This is a genomic window from Collinsella sp. AM42-18AC, from assembly GCF_003467965.1.
GTDB lineage: Bacteria > Actinomycetota > Coriobacteriia > Coriobacteriales > Coriobacteriaceae > Collinsella.
The window spans coordinates 20,383-39,824 of the sequence record NZ_QSFY01000018.1 but is presented as its reverse complement, the minus strand read 5'-3'; the positions used below and the strand labels follow the sequence as shown (position 1 = coordinate 39,824).

At 57.0% G+C, this 19,442-nt stretch carries 17 protein-coding genes; 4 read left to right on the top strand and 13 right to left on the bottom strand.

The genetic code is table 11. The features are described from left to right. Positions 1–91 precede the first annotated feature (91 nt). Both DW913_RS09225 and DW913_RS09220 read right to left on the bottom strand, forming a co-directional pair. Positions 92–2,620, bottom strand: coding sequence for a phosphoketolase (locus DW913_RS09225; RefSeq protein WP_117798304.1), 2,529 nt, complete (start codon positions 2,618–2,620; stop codon positions 92–94). Between the two features lie 204 nt (positions 2,621–2,824). Continuing rightward, the gene (locus DW913_RS09220; protein WP_117798303.1) at positions 2,825–3,853 is read right to left on the bottom strand and encodes a LacI family DNA-binding transcriptional regulator; all 1,029 of its coding nucleotides are present in this window, start codon (positions 3,851–3,853) and stop codon (positions 2,825–2,827) included. 240 nt (positions 3,854–4,093) lie between these two features. On the opposite strand from DW913_RS09220, the gene murB reads away from it, so the two are divergent. After that, positions 4,094–5,056 (top strand): UDP-N-acetylmuramate dehydrogenase, encoded by a 963-nt coding sequence (gene murB / locus DW913_RS09215; protein WP_117798302.1) that lies wholly within the window; start codon positions 4,094–4,096, stop codon positions 5,054–5,056. A 227-nt stretch (positions 5,057–5,283) separates the two neighbouring features. On the opposite strand, the gene DW913_RS09210 is transcribed toward murB, so the two are convergent. Then, positions 5,284–6,489 (bottom strand): hypothetical protein, encoded by a 1,206-nt coding sequence (locus DW913_RS09210; protein WP_117798301.1) that lies wholly within the window; start codon positions 6,487–6,489, stop codon positions 5,284–5,286. Positions 6,490–6,757: 268 nt separating this feature from the next. On the opposite strand from DW913_RS09210, the gene galE reads away from it, so the two are divergent. Further along, on the top strand, positions 6,758–7,819 hold the full coding sequence (gene galE / locus DW913_RS09205; RefSeq protein WP_117564856.1) for a UDP-glucose 4-epimerase GalE: 1,062 nt from the start codon (positions 6,758–6,760) through the stop codon (positions 7,817–7,819). Between the two features lie 144 nt (positions 7,820–7,963). On the opposite strand, the gene DW913_RS09200 is transcribed toward galE, so the two are convergent. After that, positions 7,964–8,182 carry a transposase gene (locus DW913_RS09200; protein ID WP_117584253.1) on the bottom strand — a complete coding sequence of 73 codons (219 nt, stop codon included), beginning with the start codon at positions 8,180–8,182 and terminating at the stop codon, positions 7,964–7,966. A 293-nt stretch (positions 8,183–8,475) separates the two neighbouring features. Here DW913_RS09200 and DW913_RS09195 point away from each other — a divergent pair, with 293 nt between their 5' ends. Both DW913_RS09195 and DW913_RS09190 read left to right on the top strand, forming a co-directional pair. Next, positions 8,476–9,774 (top strand): ATP-binding protein, encoded by a 1,299-nt coding sequence (locus DW913_RS09195; protein ID WP_117856218.1) that lies wholly within the window; start codon positions 8,476–8,478, stop codon positions 9,772–9,774. Positions 9,775–9,916: 142 nt separating this feature from the next. Next, the gene (locus tag DW913_RS09190) at positions 9,917–10,435 is read left to right on the top strand and encodes a hypothetical protein (RefSeq protein ID WP_124786586.1); all 519 of its coding nucleotides are present in this window, start codon (positions 9,917–9,919) and stop codon (positions 10,433–10,435) included. 22 nt (positions 10,436–10,457) lie between these two features. Here DW913_RS09190 and DW913_RS09185 read toward each other — a convergent pair whose 3' ends face one another. The 9 genes from DW913_RS09185 to DW913_RS10305 all read right to left on the bottom strand — a co-directional run bounded on the left by DW913_RS09185 (position 10,458) and on the right by DW913_RS10305 (position 19,336). Next, a complete protein-coding gene (locus tag DW913_RS09185; protein ID WP_117584251.1) occupies positions 10,458–10,730 on the bottom strand; it encodes a hypothetical protein in 273 nt (90 codons plus the stop codon). Positions 10,731–11,332: 602 nt separating this feature from the next. After that, on the bottom strand, positions 11,333–12,967 hold the full coding sequence (locus DW913_RS09175; RefSeq protein ID WP_084591801.1) for an ABC transporter ATP-binding protein: 1,635 nt from the start codon (positions 12,965–12,967) through the stop codon (positions 11,333–11,335). Continuing rightward, positions 12,951–14,249 (bottom strand): radical SAM protein, encoded by a 1,299-nt coding sequence (locus tag DW913_RS09170; RefSeq protein WP_117798300.1) that lies wholly within the window; start codon positions 14,247–14,249, stop codon positions 12,951–12,953. The genes DW913_RS09175 and DW913_RS09170 overlap by 17 nt, the downstream gene beginning before the upstream one ends. Before the next feature lie 66 nt (positions 14,250–14,315). Continuing rightward, positions 14,316–15,104, bottom strand: coding sequence for a hypothetical protein (locus DW913_RS09165; protein ID WP_035137757.1), 789 nt, complete (start codon positions 15,102–15,104; stop codon positions 14,316–14,318). Next, positions 15,101–15,919 carry a hypothetical protein gene (locus DW913_RS09160; protein WP_117564851.1) on the bottom strand — a complete coding sequence of 273 codons (819 nt, stop codon included), beginning with the start codon at positions 15,917–15,919 and terminating at the stop codon, positions 15,101–15,103. Before DW913_RS09160 ends, DW913_RS09165 begins: the two co-directional genes overlap by 4 nt. Beyond that, the gene (locus DW913_RS09155) at positions 15,919–16,839 is read right to left on the bottom strand and encodes an ABC transporter ATP-binding protein (protein ID WP_035137759.1); all 921 of its coding nucleotides are present in this window, start codon (positions 16,837–16,839) and stop codon (positions 15,919–15,921) included. Before DW913_RS09155 ends, DW913_RS09160 begins: the two co-directional genes overlap by 1 nt. Before the next feature lie 701 nt (positions 16,840–17,540). After that, positions 17,541–17,870, bottom strand: coding sequence for a helix-turn-helix transcriptional regulator (locus tag DW913_RS09150; RefSeq protein ID WP_052044110.1), 330 nt, complete (start codon positions 17,868–17,870; stop codon positions 17,541–17,543). An 8-nt stretch (positions 17,871–17,878) separates the two neighbouring features. Next, entirely contained in the window at positions 17,879–18,415 is a 537-nt protein-coding gene (locus DW913_RS09145; RefSeq protein WP_035137761.1) for a hypothetical protein, read from the bottom strand. Between the two features lie 327 nt (positions 18,416–18,742). Then, complete coding sequence (locus DW913_RS10305) at positions 18,743–19,336, bottom strand: ATP-binding protein (RefSeq protein ID WP_084591805.1); 594 nt, start codon at positions 19,334–19,336, stop codon at positions 18,743–18,745. Between the last annotated feature and the right edge of the window lie 106 nt (positions 19,337–19,442).

The window sequence follows — 19,442 nt, the reverse complement described above, 5'->3', positions numbered from 1 at the left end:
CCTTGCTCCGGGAAGTTCGCGAAGCCCACTTCCCGGAGCAAGGCAACCCGCCCGGAGCAGGCCCCAGCGCGAGACCGTCCCGGATGCCTACCTACTCGTTGTCGCCGGCAGTTAGCTGCGTTGCGGAGAGCGCGCCGTCGGCAGCAGTTGCGGCTGCGGCGTCGGGCCAAACCCAGTCGGTAAAGGCCGGGTGATCGAAGCCCTCGTCGCACGCGAACTCAAAGGCCTCGGTGCGAAAAGCCTCCCACTCATCAATCTGCTCGGCAAACTTATCGGCGTCGACCATGCGCAGCACGTCGGCGGCCAGGGCCCAGCGGTCCATGTTATTCAGGCGCAGCATGTCGAAGGGCGTGGTCGTGGAGCCCTTCTCCTCGTAGCCGTGGACGCGGAAGGCGTCGTGGCCGGGGCGGTTCCAGATCAGGCGGCGAATCGTGCCGGCATAGGCGTGGAATGCAAAGAGCACGGGTTTCTCACCGCAGCCGAACAGCTCAGCCCAGCGCTCATCGCTGATGGCCTGGTCGTTCTCGCAGACGTTCTGAATCTTGAGCAGATCGACCACGTTGACGAACCACACCTTAATGCCCAGCTCGCGCAGCATATCGGTTGCAGCCAGGGCCTCGAGCGTCGGCACGTCGCCGCACGTGGCGACCACGACGTCGGCCTCGGCGAGCGAGTCGGCAGTCGATGCCCACTCCCAAGTCGCGACACCCTCGGCGAGCTCGGACTTGGCCTCGTCGACCGTCTGGAAGGTGGGGGCGGGCTGCTTGCCACAGAAGATGGCGTTAACGCAGTCGGTGGACTGGTAGACGCGCTCGGCCACAGCAAGCGCCATGTTGGCGTCAGCCGGATAGTAAGCATTCACGATATGCGTGTCGTTGGCTTTGTTGAGCAGCAGGTCGATAAAGCCGGGATCCTGGTGCGAGAAACCGTTGTGGTCTTGGCGCCACACGTGGCTCGACAGCAAAATGTTGAGACCGCTGATTGGAGCACGCCACGGAATCTCGCGCTTGGTGGCCTCGAGCCACTTGCAGTGCTGGTTGACCATGGAATCGACCACGTGGACAAAGCTCTCGTAGGAGCTCCACACGCCGGAGCGGCCGGTGAGCACGTAAGCCTCGAGGAAGCCCTCGCACTGGTGCTCGGACAGCTGCTCGACGACCTTGCCGGAGCCGGCCAGCAGCTCGTCGTTGGCCTCGTCCTCGTAGAAGCCGGCATCCCACTGCTTCTTGGTCACCTTGTAGGCGGCCTGCAGGCGGTTAGACGCGGTCTCGTCGGGACCAAAGATGCGGAAGTCGTCCATGTTCTTGGCCAGAACGTCGGCAGTGTACTCGCCAAAGACGCGGGCGGCCTCGGTGGAACCCCAGCCGTGGCCTTTCTCGGCGACGGGAATCTCGTGAGCGTGAATATCGGGCAGCTCGAGCTCGCGGCGCACCTTGCCGCCGTTTGCGTTGGGATTGGCGCCGATGCGCAGCTCGCCGGTCGGCATAAAGGCCGTCACCTCGGGGCGCACCTGGCCCTCGGGCGTAAAGAGCTCCTCGGGCTTGTAGGAGCGCAACCACTCGCGCAGCACGCGGAAGTGCTCGTGGGTGTCCTTGGCACTCGCCAGCGGCACCTGATGCGCGCGCCAGGAGTCCTCGGTCTTCTTGCCGTCAATCTGCTTGGGGCAGGTCCAACCCTTGGGCGTACGGAACACAATCATGGGGTAGGCCGGGCGGACCACGGTCTCGCCTGCGGCGGCCTGGGCCTGTGCGGTGGCCTTGATGTCGCAAATCTCATCGAAGACCTGCTCAAACAGGGCAGCGAAACGCTCGTGGATGCTTGCATGGCTCTCGTCGTCAAAACCGGCGACAAAGAAGTGCGGCTTGTAGCCCATGCCCTCAAAGAACTTGGTGAGTTCTTCGTCGGACACGCGGGCAAGAATGGTGGGGTTGGCGATCTTATAGCCGTTGAGGTGCAAGATCGGCAGGACGATACCGTCGGTTGCCGGGTTCACGAGCTTGTTGGACTGCCAAGAGGTCGCGAGCGGACCGGTCTCGGACTCGCCGTCGCCCACCACGGCCACGGCCAGCAGGCTCGGGTTGTCCATGACGGCGCCGTAGGCATGGCTGAGCGTGTAGCCGAGCTCACCGCCCTCATGGATGGAGCCGGGCGTCTCGGGCGCAAAGTGGCTCGGGATGCCGCCGGGATAAGAGAACTGGCGGAAGAACTTCTGCAGGCCGGCCTCGTCATTGGTGATGTCGGGGCGAATCTCACGGTAGGTACCATCGAGCAGCGACTGGGCAGTGCCGGCAGGGCCACCGTGGCCCGGGCCCATCAAGAAAATGGCGTTCTGGTTGTGGTCGGCGATGAGGCGGTTGACGTGGCCGAACAGGAAGTTGATGCCGGGCGTGGTGCCCCAGTGACCGACCAGGCGGTGCTTAACGTCCGGGCGACCAAAGTCGCGCACCTCACCGGTTTTCTCGTCGACAAAGTCGGGGCGCATCAGCGGGTTGGAGCGAAGGTAGATCTGACCGACGGACAGATAGTTCGATGCGCGCCAATACAGGTCGACGCCCTCGAGCTCGGAAGCCGGTACCTCGTGGCCCAGCTTTTGCCACGGCGTCCCCAGTGTTTTAGCCATTGTTTATGTCCCTTCGCTGTGCGGTCGCCTTCCGATACGGCAACCTTTCGTTGGGACTAGTATATTTGATAAAACGTTTTATCATGCTGAAAAAACGTTTTAGCATGCTGATTTGCCATGTGGATAGGCAAAAGCAGACATTCACCTGCGGCATTGCCTGTCACAGGTACTCCACATTCAATCTGTATGAATTGATAAACGTGTTTAGTTGTGTTTAGTAAGCTCGAGCACGCTGTCCTTAACGATAAGTGCCGGCTCCAGAACGACCTCTTCGGCACGCCTACCGCCCCTACCGGCAAGGCGCTTGGACATGCAGCCAAAAGCATGCTCCGCAAGAACACCAGGATCCTGCTCAATCGCGGTCAGCGCCGGCTCAAAGAGAACGTCGGCCGCCGAGTTGTCATAGCTTACGACCGAGATATCGCCTGGGATGCTCTTCCCCATCTCGTGCAAGCGCTTGAGCAGGCCCAGCGCAATGTTGTCCGAGCTTGCGAACACGGCAGTGGCGTCAGTTGCGAGCACCGCCTCCGAGGCCTCGTATGCGCTCGGAATGTAGTACTCGCTCTCGAACTCCAAGCGCGCATCGATGGGCAGCCCCACCTCGCGCAGCGCACGCTCGTAGCCGGCAAGACGTTTACGACCCGTATTGGAACGGCGCGCATTAACCAAGCAGGCAATGCGACGGTGGCCCTGCTCGATCAGGTAGCGGGTGGCCATATAGCCGCCCATCTCGTGGTCGAACATCACCTTGTCGCACTCGAGCCCCTCAATGGCACGGTCGACCATTACCGCCGGGATGGGCAGATGGCTGACTTCTTCGCGCAAAGCGCGGTCGTCCGAGAACTCGTCGCCCACGACCAAAAACACACCATCGACGCCGCGCGTCACCAGCTGGCGCAGGAGCTCCAGATCGTCCTCGGCGCTTCCACCCGAGCTGGTAATAAAGAGCGCGTAGCCGTCCTCGCGGCAGCGCTTTTCCAGGCTGCCGGCGAGCGAGGCAAAAAAGCGGCTCTCGATATTGGGAACGATAAGGCCCAGCGTGCGCGACTCGCGCATGACCAGGCTGCGCGCGATCTGGTTAGGAACATAGTGGTTGCGCGCCGCAACCTCCTTGATGAGCTTGCGGTTTTCTTCCGAAATGCGACAGGGCCGATTATTGAGAACAAGCGAGACCGACGAGGGGGAAAGCCCCACCTCCTGGGCAATCTGCTTGAGAGTAACTTTGTTGCCCATCTCGCTCCTTCCGAGTATTCGCGCAATCTCTTGAAAGTATAGCGACCGTCCCTCTACCTTGATGATAAACACTTTACCAATCCGGTAGACGGCTGTTTTATCGCCGCGATTGGTGCAAAGTAACCTGACCCCTTTGCACCATGTGATGCATTGGGGTCAGGTTACTTTGCACCAAATCCATCCGGGTGGGGTATATTGCATTCGATTAATTAAAACGACCACCATAAGGCGGATGTTCGTATGCACGAGAACGACTTTTTTAACGAGGACCTGCTCTGCGCGCTCGCCGGTGTTGCCGGCGAGGACAACGTGCTCATGAGCGAGCCCATGCGCGAGCACACCACGTTTAAGATCGGCGGCCCGGCCGATGTCTTTGTCACGCCCGACACCGAGCAGGGCCTCGTCGCCACGCTCGATACCTGCTATCGCTGCGATCTGCCACTCACCATCGTGGGCAACGGCTCCGACCTGCTCGTCGGTGACAAGGGCATCCGCGGTGTCGTCGTAGCGCTGGGCGAGGGCCTCTCCAACATCACCGTCGACGGCACGCACGTCACGGCGGCAGCCGGCGCCCTGCTTTCCGATGTCGCCGCGGCTGCCGCCGAAGCCTGCCTTACCGGCATGGAGCCCCTCTCGGGCATCCCCGGCTCGGTCGGCGGCGCCTGCTATATGAACGCCGGCGCCTACGGCGCCTGCATGGCCGATGTTTTAGAGTCCGTGCGCGTCTATAAGCCCGCCCGCGCGCTCGACGACGGCACCCGCGGCAGCGGCAATATCATTGAGTTCGATGTCGACGAGCTTAACCTGGGCTATCGCAAGAGTCGCATCGCCGACGACGGCTTTATCGTGCTCTCTGCCACCTTTAATCTCGCCCCGGGCAACGCCGCGATGATCAAGGCCGACATGGACGACTACCGCCAGCGCCGCGAGGACAAGCAGCCGCTCGACATGCCGAGCGCCGGCTCCACTTTCAAACGCCCCGAGGGCCACTTTGCCGGCAAGCTCATCATGGACGCCGGCCTGCGCGGCCATGCTGTCGGCGGCGCGCAGGTGAGCGAAAAACACTGCGGCTTCATCGTCAACGCCGACCACGCCACCGCCGCCGACGTCGACGAACTCATCCGCCACATCCAAGCAACCGTCAAAGACCAATTCGGAGTAGACCTAGAACCCGAAGTCCACCGAGTAGGCGAATTCCTATAAAAAGAAGGCCCCGAAAGGGGCCTTCACCATATTTATTCAGATAACCCAGTCCGGTGTGTCGCGCCTTGAACCCGGAAGGTCCGGGGCTGCGGGCGAGGCGTAAGGTTGGTCGCGAGTTCCGCACGCAAAGAAGGCCACTTAATGTGGCCTTCGTCTTGCGCAGGACTGTAGAGCAGGCAACCTTATGCCTCGCCCGCAGCCCCGGACCAACTTACTTCAAACTGCAGCTACGACAGCGCAATACCGCCGAGCCAGCCCCAGCGCACGCCAGAGCCAGTGCCGTAGAACCCAATGAACGAGTCAAGCGACCTCGACGTGATGGCGCCCTCGTTGCTCATAACGATGCCGCCGCCAACATAGATGCCCACGTGTCCGTACAGCAGACCCGGCGTACCGGTGCCACTGTGCGACGAGTCGGCCACGATCATGCCCACCTGCAGCGCCGAACGGTCGGAGCTGTAGCACCAGGCGTTAAACATGTCGCACGCGTTGCCGCCAAAGTAGCCCACGCCGGCGTTGCGGAACACGTTGGTAACCCAGGCGGCGCACCAGTTCAGGCCAGGCGAAGGCGTGGAGTAGCATGCATTGACGACAGCCTGCTGCTTGCCCGAGCCGGCATTCTGCTGCGGGGTGCCGCCGGCATACGAGCCGCCACCCGAGCTTGAACCACCCGAGTAGGAATTGTTCTTGTTTGCGGCAGCCGCGGCAGCGGCAGCCTTCTTGGCAGCTTCCTCGGCCTGAGCGGCAGCGAGAATCTCGGAATCGCGCTGAGCCATGAGCTCCTTGACGTCGTCGGAAAGACCGTTCAGCACGGTCTGGACTTCTTGCTGCTTGGCCTGCATATCCTGCATCTGAGCCGTCTGCTGGTCCTTGAGTTTCTCCAGGTTGGCCTTTTGTGCTTCGAGCTCGGTCTTCTGCGCGTCGAGCTCAGCCTGAATCGTCTGGATATCCTCGATGGCATCGCGGTCGCTCTTGTTGATCTTCTCAACGTAATGCGCGTTGGCGACGAGTTCCTCAAACGAGCCAGAGGCCAGCAGCAGCGACAGGATGTTCGTACCGCCGGACTTGTAGCTGGCGGCCACGCGATCGGAAAGGTCGTTGCGCTTCTTCTTGAGCTCGGCCTTCTTTTCATCGATCTGGGCCTGCGTGTCGTCAATCTTGCCCTGGACATTCTCGATGTCGTTGAGGGTCTGGGCATTCTTGTTGGCGAGCGCCGCGTACTCATTGGCAATGCTGTCGAGCTGAGCCTGGACCTCGTCGAGCTGGGCCTGGGCGGCATTCAGTTTGTCGGTGGTTTCTTGACTGGCCTCAGCCGCATGGGCGCGGGCGGGCAGGCCAAAAAGAACAGCCGCAGAAGCGGCGCCGAAAAGAGCCTTAAGGGCAGTGCGGCGCGAAAGCTCCTGCGTAAAGATGGAATCGTTGTTTGGTGACATATGTACTCCGTTACATGCTTATTTATATGTCGCTCAACTCAAACATATTAACGCACATCGCGCTTGTCCCAACTATTTCCACGAACGGCTGGAAAAGCATGGTCAGCGGCTCGCAAATACGTCCCACACCAAAGGTAAGGATTATGCAAATAACACCCTATGAGTACGTTAACATCAATCCTCTGGTTTTCCTGCCCCGCGTGTTTTGGGCGCCCCCAGCTGCGCTATACTCCCCTCAAGAAGTGTTCCTGATTCGATAGGAGACTACATGTCCAAAGCACTCGACCCCAAAGACACCTGCGTCCTCGTTACCGGCGGCGCCGGCTTTATCGGCTCGCACACCGTCGTTCAGCTGCTCGAGGGTGGCTACCAGGTTGTCGTCGTCGATGACCTCTCCAACTCCAGCGCCGTTGCCATCGACCGCGTCAAGACCATCGTGGGCGACGAGGCCGCCAAGAACCTCACCTTCTACGAGGCCAACGTGCTCGACCGCGATGCGATGAACAAGATCTTCGATACCCACCAGATCGACCGCGTCATCCACTTCGCCGGCTTTAAGGCCGTTGGCGAGTCGGTGAGCAAGCCCGTCGAGTACTACCACAACAATATCGAGAACACCCTGGTGCTCATCGATGTCATGCGCAACCACGGCTGTAAGTCCATCATCTTCTCGAGCTCTTCGACCGTCTACGGCGATCCGGACAATCCGCCCGTCACCGAGGAAGACCCCAAGAAGCCCGCGACCAACCCCTATGGTTGGACCAAGTGGATGATTGAGCAGATCCTCATGGACGTCCACACCGCCGACCCCGAGTGGGACGTCGTGCTGCTCCGTTATTTCAATCCCATCGGTGCCCATCCGTCGGGCCTGATCGGCGAGGACCCCAAGGGCATCCCCAACAACCTGGTGCCCTACGTCGCCCAGGTCGCCGTCGGTAAGCTCGAGGCCGTTCAGGTCTTTGGCAACGACTACCCCACCCCCGACGGCACCGGCGTGCGCGACTACATCCACGTGTGCGACCTGGCATCCGGTCACGTTGCCGCCCTCAACTGGATGAACGGCAAGACCGGCGTCGAGATCTTTAACCTGGGCACCGGCACCGGCACCTCGGTACTCGAGGTCGTCGCCGCCTTCTCCAAGGCCTGCGGCAAGGAGCTGCCCTACGTGATTCGCGAGCGCCGTGCCGGCGATATCGCCGCCAACTGGTGCGATGCCTCCAAGGCCGAACGCATGATGGGCTGGAAGGCCCAGTACGACATCGCGGACATGTGCCGCGACAGCTGGAATTGGCAGAGCCATAACCCCAACGGCTTCGCCGACGCCGAGTAGCCACTCCCCCGTGCTAGGTTTTGTGGCATGCCTCAAAACCTAGCACGCGACATGCTCGGCACATGCCGCTTCCTGCATGGGTAGATTTCTAGACATGTCCCAAAAATCTACTGGCCCCGGCCTCCAATGTGAGGTCGGGGCTTTTTAGGAACTCGTTCTCGAGCTCGAGCTCGCGCATGCACTTGCGGCCGCCGCGACCGGGTGGTTGGTCAGCTCCTTCTTCCTGACCGTCACCCATCTTCCCAGGGTCTTCTCGTTGATGCCGAGGTCGGCTGCCACTTGGGCGATGGGCTTCCCCGACGCGGCGGCGAAGTCTGCGGCCTCGGCGCGGTACCCCGCTGTGTAGGAGGGCCCGTCTGCCATGACTGACACTCCTTTCTTTTTGGCGCTGAAACGATTATCGCCGCTCAACGCCATTCCTCTAAGTCAAGTGTCCTTGAATACGATACAGTTCAAATGGACGAGGAGAATCTGGCGCTCCTCTCGATGAGCCCGGAGAGGTCCCTGGTCGTCACCTTCCCCCGCGCGAACGCGAAGCGGACGGCGGCGAGCCATGTCCTCACCGCGCGTTCCATTTAGGGAGTCCTCGAGAAGTCGATCTCTCTGTGCGATAATCGAGCTATTGAGTCTCGCGAGTTTAGAGCTGGTGATATGCATTGAAAATCAAGATGAAAAACATCGGCAGGGTCGCTGAGGCCGATATCGAGATTAATGGTATTGCCGTGATCGCCGGGGAGAACGGGACGGGGAAAAGCACGGTTGGAAAAGCGCTTTATGCGGCCTTCAACAGCATGTCCGATTCGGAGAACAAAATCGACCGCATGAGGCGCAATAGTGTTGAGCGCGCCATCAGGAAGGCATATGTGGGAAGCCCTCTCGACTCCACGTCTCGCCACAGGCGAACTGCTGGAAGAATGAATAGTTTCATCGACAGGGTTTTTTCGGGCGAGTGCACGAGGGACGAGCTTATTGATGAGATAAAGGAGTATTACGGGGAGGAGATCTCCCGTGAGATCGAATCCGATTTCACGAATGGCGTAGCAGGAGTTGCCGATCAGATTATCGAGATCATGGATATCTCCGATGATGAGGTATTTCGTGCGATTGCGACAAACAGGTTCCGAAGCGAGTTCAACGGCCAGATCAATTCGGTTTTCGGCGAAGAGCCCGGGAAGGTCGAACTCCAGATAAAGGACGCATCTACGGTTTTCTCGGTTGCAAGTGACGAGGTGGCGGAGGTGCACGATAGGAGGGTTTTGCGATTCAGGGCGCATTATCTGGACGACCCGTTCCTGATCGATTCTCTCGGAGGACCCTACGGCCCCGCTTTTCGGTTCAAGCCCCTCCTTGGACACCAGGAGGAGCTGCGGCAAGATTTGATTCAGGCGACCATCCGTAACGATGACAGCGAGTCCTCGCTGTTCGAAGAGATCGCGAAGGAGCGACACCTGAAGGTTCTCATGGACAAGGTTTCCTCCTTATGTCCGGGGCATTTCGAGAGGAGCGAAAGTCGCGGTCACCTTACGTATCTCGAAGAGGGCTTCGCTCGGGGGTTGGAGCCTGGGAACCTTTCTGCTGGCTTGAAGACGTTCGCCATCATGAAGGTGCTCTTGAAGTCCGGCGCGCTAGATGCCGGAGGGACTATTATCCTCGATGAACCCGAGATTCATCTTCATCCTGCATGGCAGCTGGCCTTCGCCGAGATAATCGTGCTGCTCCAGAAAGAGCTCGGGATGCACGTCTTAATGAGCACCCATAGTCCATATTTCCTGAATGCGATCGAAGTGTATTCTAAGAAGCACGCTGTTGATGGATTGTGCTCATATTATCTTGCGGAGACCTGCACTGATGGACGCTCTCGCTTTGCCGATATAACCGGCTCGACTGAGGTCGCCTACGAGAAGCTGGCGGCTCCTTTTGATACGCTTGAGAGGGAGGAGTACGGCCTTGAGTAGCGACCTGTGCGCCTCCTGCCCTCATCCGAACTCTCCCGCGGTGCCAGATGGCAGCGATGGTTGCTCCCGTTGCAGGACCTGTATCCTAAGGGACTGCACGTCGACCATCTCCAAAACATCCAGAGACGGGAGCGTCTCTCTTGTGGATGACGATTTGCCTGTTGTCAATTTTGACTCTGTTAAAGAATGCTACTGCAAGAAGGTCAATAGGTGGATGCAACTCCCGCGCTCCGCCGATGCGCTGTATTGCGATCGGGAAACGTTATATCTAGTCGAATTTAAAAACGGCAGTCTGAAGGAGACGCTGGGGAAGAGGCTCAATCCCAAGGATGACGAAGAGCTTGGTATCAATCTTGGCCAAAGGGACGCCCTCATCGAGAAGTGCAAGGACAGCGTTTTGATCTGCTCGGACCTGTGGGGAAAGAGGACGAGATGGTTTCGCGAGCACTGCGTCTTTGTTTTGGTATACAACGAGGACAAGAACAAGACCGCGTTGAAGCGGGTTGCCAGCTCGATTAGGAAAAAAGCGCGTTTTGGGCTTCCTGACAAATTGAAAGGTTTTTGCGTGAAGGATGTCTTGACGCTAACCGAAAAGGAGTTTTCGACATCGCTCCTTTCAACTTGGCGAGACGCAGAAGAAATCGCGGAGGTCGACGCGTAGGAGACCGAAAAGCATCCGGTGGCTATTTGCTCCCGATATCGATCGTTCGTCTGCAGTCGGTTTTCTTTCCGCTGCGCCCGCCAGTTTGCGATGAGTCGCGCACCGTGTGAAGCTCAACACGGATGAAATACAAATATAATCCCCCCTTGCACTGTGTTGATAAATATTGCTCGTCGAACTCATCTGAACTGGGCTTTCTTGCATAGAACTGCCTGAACCTGAGCGTTTTCGGGTATCGCATTGCCCGATCGAGCACCATCGCGACCTTCTCAAGCTTGTCCTCGGGCGGACTCATAGCCACAGCCCCGCATGTCGTCCCGGTTGGAGCCGGGATGAGCCCTCAGGAAGCACTGCATGAAGTAGCGCATCCGGTTCACGGGCCCCAGCGGGTTCTGGCCGTCGGGAACGCCCTTGAGCAGCTTCGCGTTGTAGTGCTGGCTCTTCAGTGACAGATTGTTGACGGGAGCCGTGTGGCGCCCGGCTCCATGTCGTGGATGAGCGCGGAGCCGGGCGCCACACGGCTCCCGAACGTCGCCAAGGTCTTCGCCCTGCTTGTCTTGCCAAGGCCCTCCCGGATGAAGATTGAATTGCCTGGCTCATCGCAGCCGAGCGCGACACGGCCTCTACCCGAGACCATCATCTCTACACATAGCCCATCATTCGACAAGAACGCGCAGTTTGTCCTGCATAGGCGCATGGTGTCCCCCTCCGCCGCAAGAGGTGAGCAAAAGAGAGGCTCCCCTCGCCACTACCGGACAAAGGGACCTCTCTGGGGAAACACGCTATAAAACCTTCTTGCCGGGCGGTCGAGTACAGCACCGACGGCGTACCCGTGGAGACCTACCCAGAGCCCACGCCATTTCAAGTTTCTTGGTCTTCAACGCCACAATCCGATAATCATCCAGCCGTCGAAATGACCTCGTCACAGGCGGCAAGCATCTCCTCGTCATGAGTGACAACGATTACAATATGGTCTCTCTTAATTTCATGAAGCAATTTGATCAGCGCGCCTCGACTCTTCGCATCAAGTGCTGAGGTCGGTTCATCAAAAAGCATAACGTCCGGCGATTTCAACAGCTGTCTCACAATTGCAATCTTTTGCTTCTCGCCGCCGGACACCCCTCCTTTCCCGCCGTCAAGCATCGCCGTTGCCCCGTTCTCCACAGAAGCAACCATTTCGTCTAGCCCCAATATGACAAGCATCCGATTCAGCTTATCCATCTCGTAATCATCAGAAAGCAGCGTAAGATTATCGAGAATCGTCCCCTCAACGATAGGGGGTTCTTGCTCCGTAATGCTGACTCGACACCGCCGCAATGCATATCGATCGATGCAACGCTGTGACACCCCGTTGTAGCGAACGGCCCCTTCTGTGTCATCTGGATATAGCCCCAATATCACTGACAGCAGCGAGCTCTTCCCCGAACCATTCGGCCCCGAGATTCCATATAGCCGACCCCTGGAAAACGCGAGCCCCTCAATGCTTAACGCGACCCTTTCCGCCCCTGGATAACGTAGCTTGATGTTCTCTAGACGGATTTCCTCAATCGGACCAAGCGCCAATTTGCCATTCGCTTCCACCGGGACATCCCAAATTCTTTTCAGCCGCTCATAGCATACGCGATTAGTCTGGTAATCCCTTCCCCAGCCCAACAAATACTGTACCGCTGAGCTTAAGTTCGAATAATATCCAACAGCAGTCACGAGAAAACCAGGCAACAGTCTCCCGCCCATCACTTCAACCGCGCCCACAGCAAGAAGACATCCTTGAGCGGCGGAAGCGACCAACGCGTTGCCAAAGGTAAATCTAGACCCTACTTCCTGATTTGCTCTCATCGTTGGATAGAGCCCATTAAAAGCTTCGACCAGTACAGCGCGGGACCTATCGAACAAAGCATGTTTGCGGATGAAATCAACTTTCTCCAACTGATCTTGTAGACAGGAAAAAAACCTCGCGCTCTGCTCTTGTACGTCAAAACTTCTCTCAAACAGCCTTGCGCGTGAAACCGCATAAAAAGCGGCACTCGCTGCCGCAAGAACAAGGCAGACCACACTCAACTTGATATTCAGGCTACCGAGAACAAACAGGGCGGACAAAAGGGTGATAACGTTGCTTGAAACCCCCACAACCGAGTTGATTACGAAGATGACAAGGTCATTAGCGTCGTGATTGATTTGCTGGTTATAATACGACGCGTTGAAGCCCTCGAAGAATGCCTGGGGAAGGTGCTTCACGTGCTCAAGCGTATCCGCATTTAAGCCGAACCCCGCATGCGACTGAAGGTTGATGTACAGCATCTCTGAGCAATACACTAGTCCCGCTCGAACCGCTTGGACCGCAACCAAAATAAGGCAACAAACGAGAACGGCGGCAAGATCGGCGCTGGCCGGCATCGCCAATCGGTTTACCACTATGCCGGTAAGAAAGGGACCCGCAAGCGCAAGCAGCCCGACCAAAACTGTTACGACAAGATAGGCGTAGAATCGACCGCCCAGTATATATTTTCTACAGAGATTAAGCATCAGCCTCATTTTGCCCCGCACCCCGTTTTGCCGTATTCATCATCTGGGAGAGCAGCATTTTTTGCTCGGCATCATACCGGAAGGAAACGCAACGTTTCCCCTCACCGTTTAAGGCGTGGTTGGGGCACCCTCCCATGCACATGGGAAAAGCAAAGCACTCTTGGCATTCCGTGTCATCCGGCTCATATGCCATCCAGTTAATCATGTTCTTGCTCAACATTGGCGGCTCGAAAATAGTTCCGACCCTCCGCTCCTTCATTCCAATGTCATCCCAGCACTTATACAAATCTCCGACGGGATCAACCACGTACGAGTTGATTCCAACGGCGCAACATATCCCGAAATTCGTCCCACCAAAAGGTTGAACTTTGAAGCCCCGCGCAATTGCCCTTTTATAAAACTCAGTCTCCTCATACGAGAACTCTTTTACAGTAAAGCAGTGGCTGTCGTTCGCACATACCTGATTGATATCGTCAACAGGGGCTAAATAGAAGTGAACCTTATTCATCAGGCCATTTAGCTCGAGATAATCCAATAGCTCTTGAGCGGCCTCGATGTTGGTCTTGTCGACGTTGCTCCTTATCGAAATATCGATGATGTCGGCACACTCTTTGACGTTCTTGAGAATACGTTCGTATGTAGGGCTTCCGTCGTGAAGAATCCTTCTCGAATCGTGATCCGACTTCGATCCATCTATAGTCACTTGCGCGCTCGTCACACCACATGCCGCGAGCCTCCTTGCAACATCAGGCGTCAGCAGATAGCCATTTGTCACTATCGATGCGGAATATTCACACGTTGGCCCCACGACATCTTTCAGATCCGACGTAATCCGTTCGATCATCTTCATTCCGAGCAGAGGCTCGCCGCCGTACCATCCAACTGAGAGACTTGCGATACCAGGATAGTAATCTTTCACGAACTTGGAGAGCTGTGTCAAAACCTCCTCGCCCATCGTCGTGTACGCCTGTCCCTTTTCATAGCAGTAGGGACAGCAAAAGTTGCAAGCCATCGTTGGCGCAATGGTAAGGGACAGAGCAGTATTCGCAAAGCGCGCGGCGCGACTTTGCAACCTGATCTCCCCAAGCTCGTCCCTCTCCTCATTGACTAGGATGCCTCCCCTTATCAGCTCCGCGACAAGATCATCGGCATCCCGAACGTCCCCTTCTTGAATCCTTTTGAATTTCTGCGCGTATTCCGGATTTAACGACAGGATGCCGCCGGTTCGCGCATTCATGATAAGAAGACTTCCGTTATGTTCATGCACCACATTAAATTGCGACAGTTTCACTTCGCACCATCTCCATTTCCAACCAAATCCATATCGACCCTCAGACGCTGCGCATACGCCAGCGCACTACCTTCTTCGATAAAAACTGCACGAAAGCAGCAATAGACATGCGAGCGACACGATGACCGCATGGCCGCATGCAGCCATCAGGACCGTCCCGCCGGCAGCCCCGCACGCCCTCATCCAATAAGCCATGTGAACCGGGGGTAAAACGGTTGGGAAACTCATCGCGATAACAAGGCCCGCGAACGTTGCGACCAGCAAGGCTCCCGACACAAGAGATCTGATCCTGAACACCTCATATGCAACCGCAACCATCAGCGTATAAGCGGCGTCTATAACGATATTCGACAGGAGTGCCGAGGTCACATTACCAACCGTAAGGCTGTCTAGACCGCTTCCGGAGCACACGGCAAAGACCGCAGCGACACCGAGAGTAAACACGATGTAGGGGCACAGCGTATACACTTCGCAAGCCAATGTCTTTGCCGCAAACAGCTGCCAGCTGCGGAAGCCCCGAGCAATCGAAACTCCCCTTGCCGACACGCTCGTCGCATCACCGAATAGCGTCCCCGCCACAACAACAGAGACGATTGGGAAGAACACCGTATGCGCCATGGAGACGACACTTAGCCAGGAAGAGATACCCGTTGGCCCAACCCCTATCGAGAAAAGATAGCCCGGATCGGCGGAAAAGCCAAAGAACTGGCCCTCTCCCCCTGCGGAGACCCATGCGCCGGACCCGGCAAACACATAAATCCCCGCGATGCCCAAATACATCAGCGCTATTATCACGGCGAGTTTCATTCTCCTTGCGCGGAACAGTTCCGCCCTGACCGACATCCCAAGATTCATCGAACCGCCGTCCTTACAAATAGCGAGACGAGCGCAACTCCAACCGACACAAGCACAGTGCCGCCCGCATACAGCAAAACCTGAATTACACCAACATTCTGCATACTCAGGGAACACAGGTTCATCAGGTAATACACGGGCGAGAGCATGAGCAGCAAGCTGGGCTGACCGCTTCCGTATGTACTTGGGAACCACACCATCACAAATGTCGAAACCGCTATTGCAACGACGCTGCTCGCCACCACACTCCTCGTGAGCAAATACAGGGCGAAGGTAGCGGCGTACATCGAAATGAGCAGCAGCGCGATCATCAGCGCAATCGATACAAATTGGGCAAACCCTGAGCACGAGGCCCCAACGTCCCATTGGGCCATCTTGGTTAAATACAGCGCAGTCGTAGAAAGAAGATACACGGCACCGACCAGAGTGCAGTTCACCAACAGCTTCGTGATCACAATCGCCGCCTGCGACACCCCTCGCGATCTCGATACGGCGTAAGCCACGGATTCAAAGTCTCTCGACGTAGCGTAAACCGCGTAGAGAATCGTCACCGGAATCCAGACCACTGTAGACGCAAAAGACGTCCGGGCAACAGAGCCCAAAACGTCCCCTGCATCCACTAGGTTTCCAATAAAACCTATAGCCCCTCCAAGCGTATACGGGTCATCACCGGCGACCATGATCAGCACCTCAGACGAAGTCGCAGCCGCAACCACATACAGCACAGCCGCAAGCGCAATCATCAGAGCGGTCGCCGGGTGCCTGGCGAGCAACCATACCTCGCTCCGAAAAGCTGAGATGAACTCGCGTTTCATCACAGCTCGCTCTCTCGACCGATGAGCTCCGAATAAAACTCCTCAAGGCTCTTCCTATGAGAATACGCCTCCGCAACCCTCACACCTGCGGTCGAGAGCGCTTCGATTGCAATGCCCCGCCCTTCCTTTTTCTCCTCATAGCGCATAAGGACGCTGCCGTCCGGCAGAAAAGAATGTGAGGTCTCATCTCCGAGAACCGATCTCGTTCGCTCCAGATCGTCCACATGCAACACGAAACCACCGCGGCATGACTTTTCCAGCTGAGGTGCGGTCATCCTTCGAATGAGGCGACCATGACTTATGAAGAGGTAATCAGTTGCCAGCTTGTGCATCTCCTCAAGATTGTGGCTGGATACGAGAATCGTTTTACCTTGATCTTTGTTAAGATGCGTAAGGATTTTTCTTACTTCGACTATCCCCATCGGATCCAGGCCGTTTGTCGGCTCGTCCAGGATCAACAGCTCCGGATCGCCCAGCAACGCTATGGCCAGATCGAGACGCCTCCTCATTCCCATTGAGAAGTTCTTCACTTTCTTCCCGCCGGCCTCCCCCAAACCGACGGTTGATAACACACCGTCGATGGAACGATCGGTGGGAAGCCCCCACTCAATACAGCGAACGACCAAGTTGTCTCGCGCGGTCAGATTAGGATACGAAGCATTGAGGTCGGGCATATAACCCAGCCTTTCCCTGCAGCTCCGTATTTCACGTCTCCCGGTTTGCCCAAACATCGAGATCGTTCCTGACGATGGCTCCGAAAGCCCCGTGATCAATCGAATTAACGTGCTCTTGCCGGCACCATTCTCCCCAATGAGTGCACACAGCTCGCCTTCCATTAAAGAGAACGAGACTGATTTAACCGCTTCAAACCCGCCATATCTCTTGGATATGGCACGCAATTCAACTGGGACTTCCCGCATGGACGACATCCTCCCCGTCAATAAAAAGGGACGACATGGCAATTGTGCGGGGTTATAGGTAACGTCGGTTCGCCCCCCATATTGCAATGCCACATCGCCCCTCAGGCGCTGCTGGCCAAAATATCTTTGAACAGTCTGTGCACGCCGTACGGCGTGCACTATCCGCTAAAAGCGGATAGTGCACTCCTGTGAAGAACACTTGGTGCTGCAGCTGCCGTGCGCGTAAAAGAAGCAATTGCTGCACATGGGCTCAGCCCCGGCTGACGGCTCGGTAATCCATTCCATTTCATTCCCCTCCTTTCGCGGTAGAAAGCCAGTTCATCTCTGCCCCCTAGAAACGGAACGTGCAGGACTGATTGGGGCACCTCTTCGTGCATCCCCCGTGCGCGTAGAAGAAGCAGTTGCCGCACGCGGGTGCAACGCCTTCCTCCGGCTCGTTAATCCAATCCATCTCTCCCTCCTTTCCTTGCATACCGAATTGATAATGTTATTCTAATTCGATATGTATCATATTTCAATATAAGCTTATTTATATATTACACAAGGTAAGCACCCCCCTGCATCCAGCACAGGAAATGACTCTCTCGTTCCCCAGTGACGCGGCGAGAAATACAGGCCACTGCAGGACGTTGAATGAACAGCCCGTGAAAACCGTTGTTTTCACGGGCTGCACCTGCTCAATACTTTTTTATTCTCCAGCCTCAGTCGTCTCTAAGATCGACCACGTAAACATGATCTGACTCCAGGACCGGGTCATCACCCGTCGCGGTCGCCCTGCTCAGCGCGTTGCGGGCGCGCCGCGTCGCCAGTTCCTCAAGTTCTCTTTCGTTGACGCGCTTAATAAGATCGCCAGGCTGGCAATCAAGCTCTACGCAAATATCCAGCAATGTCTTTAACCTAATTGCCTTCACCTTGCCATTTCGTATTTTTGAGATACTTGCCGGTGTGTGCCCGGTCGCCCGAATGATATCCGTACTCGTCTTTCCGCGTCGAAGCAATAAGCTTTCAAGCTCAATAATCAGATAGTCCATGCCGCCCCTCACACCAAATCCTCGGTCTGGTCTTGAAGCAGAGCTCCGTAGCGCCATATCGCAGAAATCGAGAAGCAGCAAACGGCCCCCAGCACAGCACCAATATCTATGGGCAGGGCCAGGTTTTCAAACATCGAATAGGCGTTCCCCAGCAAGTCGAAGGGGCCAATCACTATCGAAAGAAACCCCGGAGAAAACAAGAGGTCACCTATTGCCGCTGCAACAAACAGCCACCCGATAATCGAGATTCTTCGAGCATGCGAAAGGGTAAAGGGCGATTCGCCATGAGCCATGTCCATGCTGATTCCCCGCAGGGTCCATGTGGCCCCTCCGGAAATCAGAAGATACATCAAAGGAACCACTACGGAAACCGTCTTTGATGGATCATATAGGTTTCCTTGAGCAGCCATAAGCCCAATGGAAATAACCACCACCACCGAACAGCAACACACCGCTATAAACAGCGCCGTAAACAGAATCCCAAGCCTTCTTCCGAGAGTCATCATCTTCTGGATGGACTTATCGATCTTCTGGGCGCTATTCACCACAGCTCCTCCTAAAGCAATCAGAGGTCTTCTTACTTACTGTTTTTCCTACATTGTAACGAACTCGATAAGAAGAGGGTCGCTTCACGCCGCGCAATCCCGAACTCCAAGCGTTTCTCATCAGCATTGCCCATCTTTCGAGTCGAAATTCAAATCCAGTTTCTTATCGCATGCTGAAATCAACCCGAACTGGATGTGACTGGAAAACAGCGCGCTGCGTCGGTCGCGCTTTCCCGAGCGACTCTGGCACAACAGACGATATGAGTTGAACATTGGGGCCTCTCCCCTTGCAGCTCTCTCGTGGGTCGGGCGACAATGGTCGTACCATCAACCGCGGCCGCGCGCTGCGGGCCCTCGGCCTCGGCTGCGTCGTCGGGGCGGTCCCGAAGATGCACCGGCCCGCGGCCGACCGCGGCCGCAAGAACGACCGCCGCGACGCCGAGTGGCTGGCACGCATGCTGGCGCGCCGCAACGTCGTCGAGGTGTGGGTCCCCGACGAGCGCCCTCGAGGACGCGCGCGACGACCTGCAACACGCCAAGCAGCGGATGTCGAAGTTCCTGCTGCGCCACGGCCTCGTCTTCGACGAGACGACGCCGGCCGGCAGGCGCAGGGGCGCCTGGACGGGGGCCTACTGGGACTGGACGGAGTCCCTCTCCTTCGACGAGCCCGACGACGCCGCGGCCTACGAGCACTACATGGACGGAAATGACCTGGTAGAGAACCCTCGCACCGTCTACGTCGCAGGGGACGTAGACGAACTCGTCGAGCACGAGCAGCCTCGCGGGCGACACGTCGTTCAACAGTTTCGACAGCGTTCCCTTGCGCTTCGCGTTGCCGAGCTCGAGAACCAGCTGCGCGGTCTGCCAGAACCTGACCGACATGTCCGCGGCGACCGCGCGCATCGTGAGGGCGACTGCCATGCGCGTCTTGCCGCGCCTGGACTTACCGAAGAAGACGAGGTCTTCGCGCGATTGTTTGTGTCAACGGCCAACTGAATGTGAACCCTTCTTGCATTGTTGCAACCTG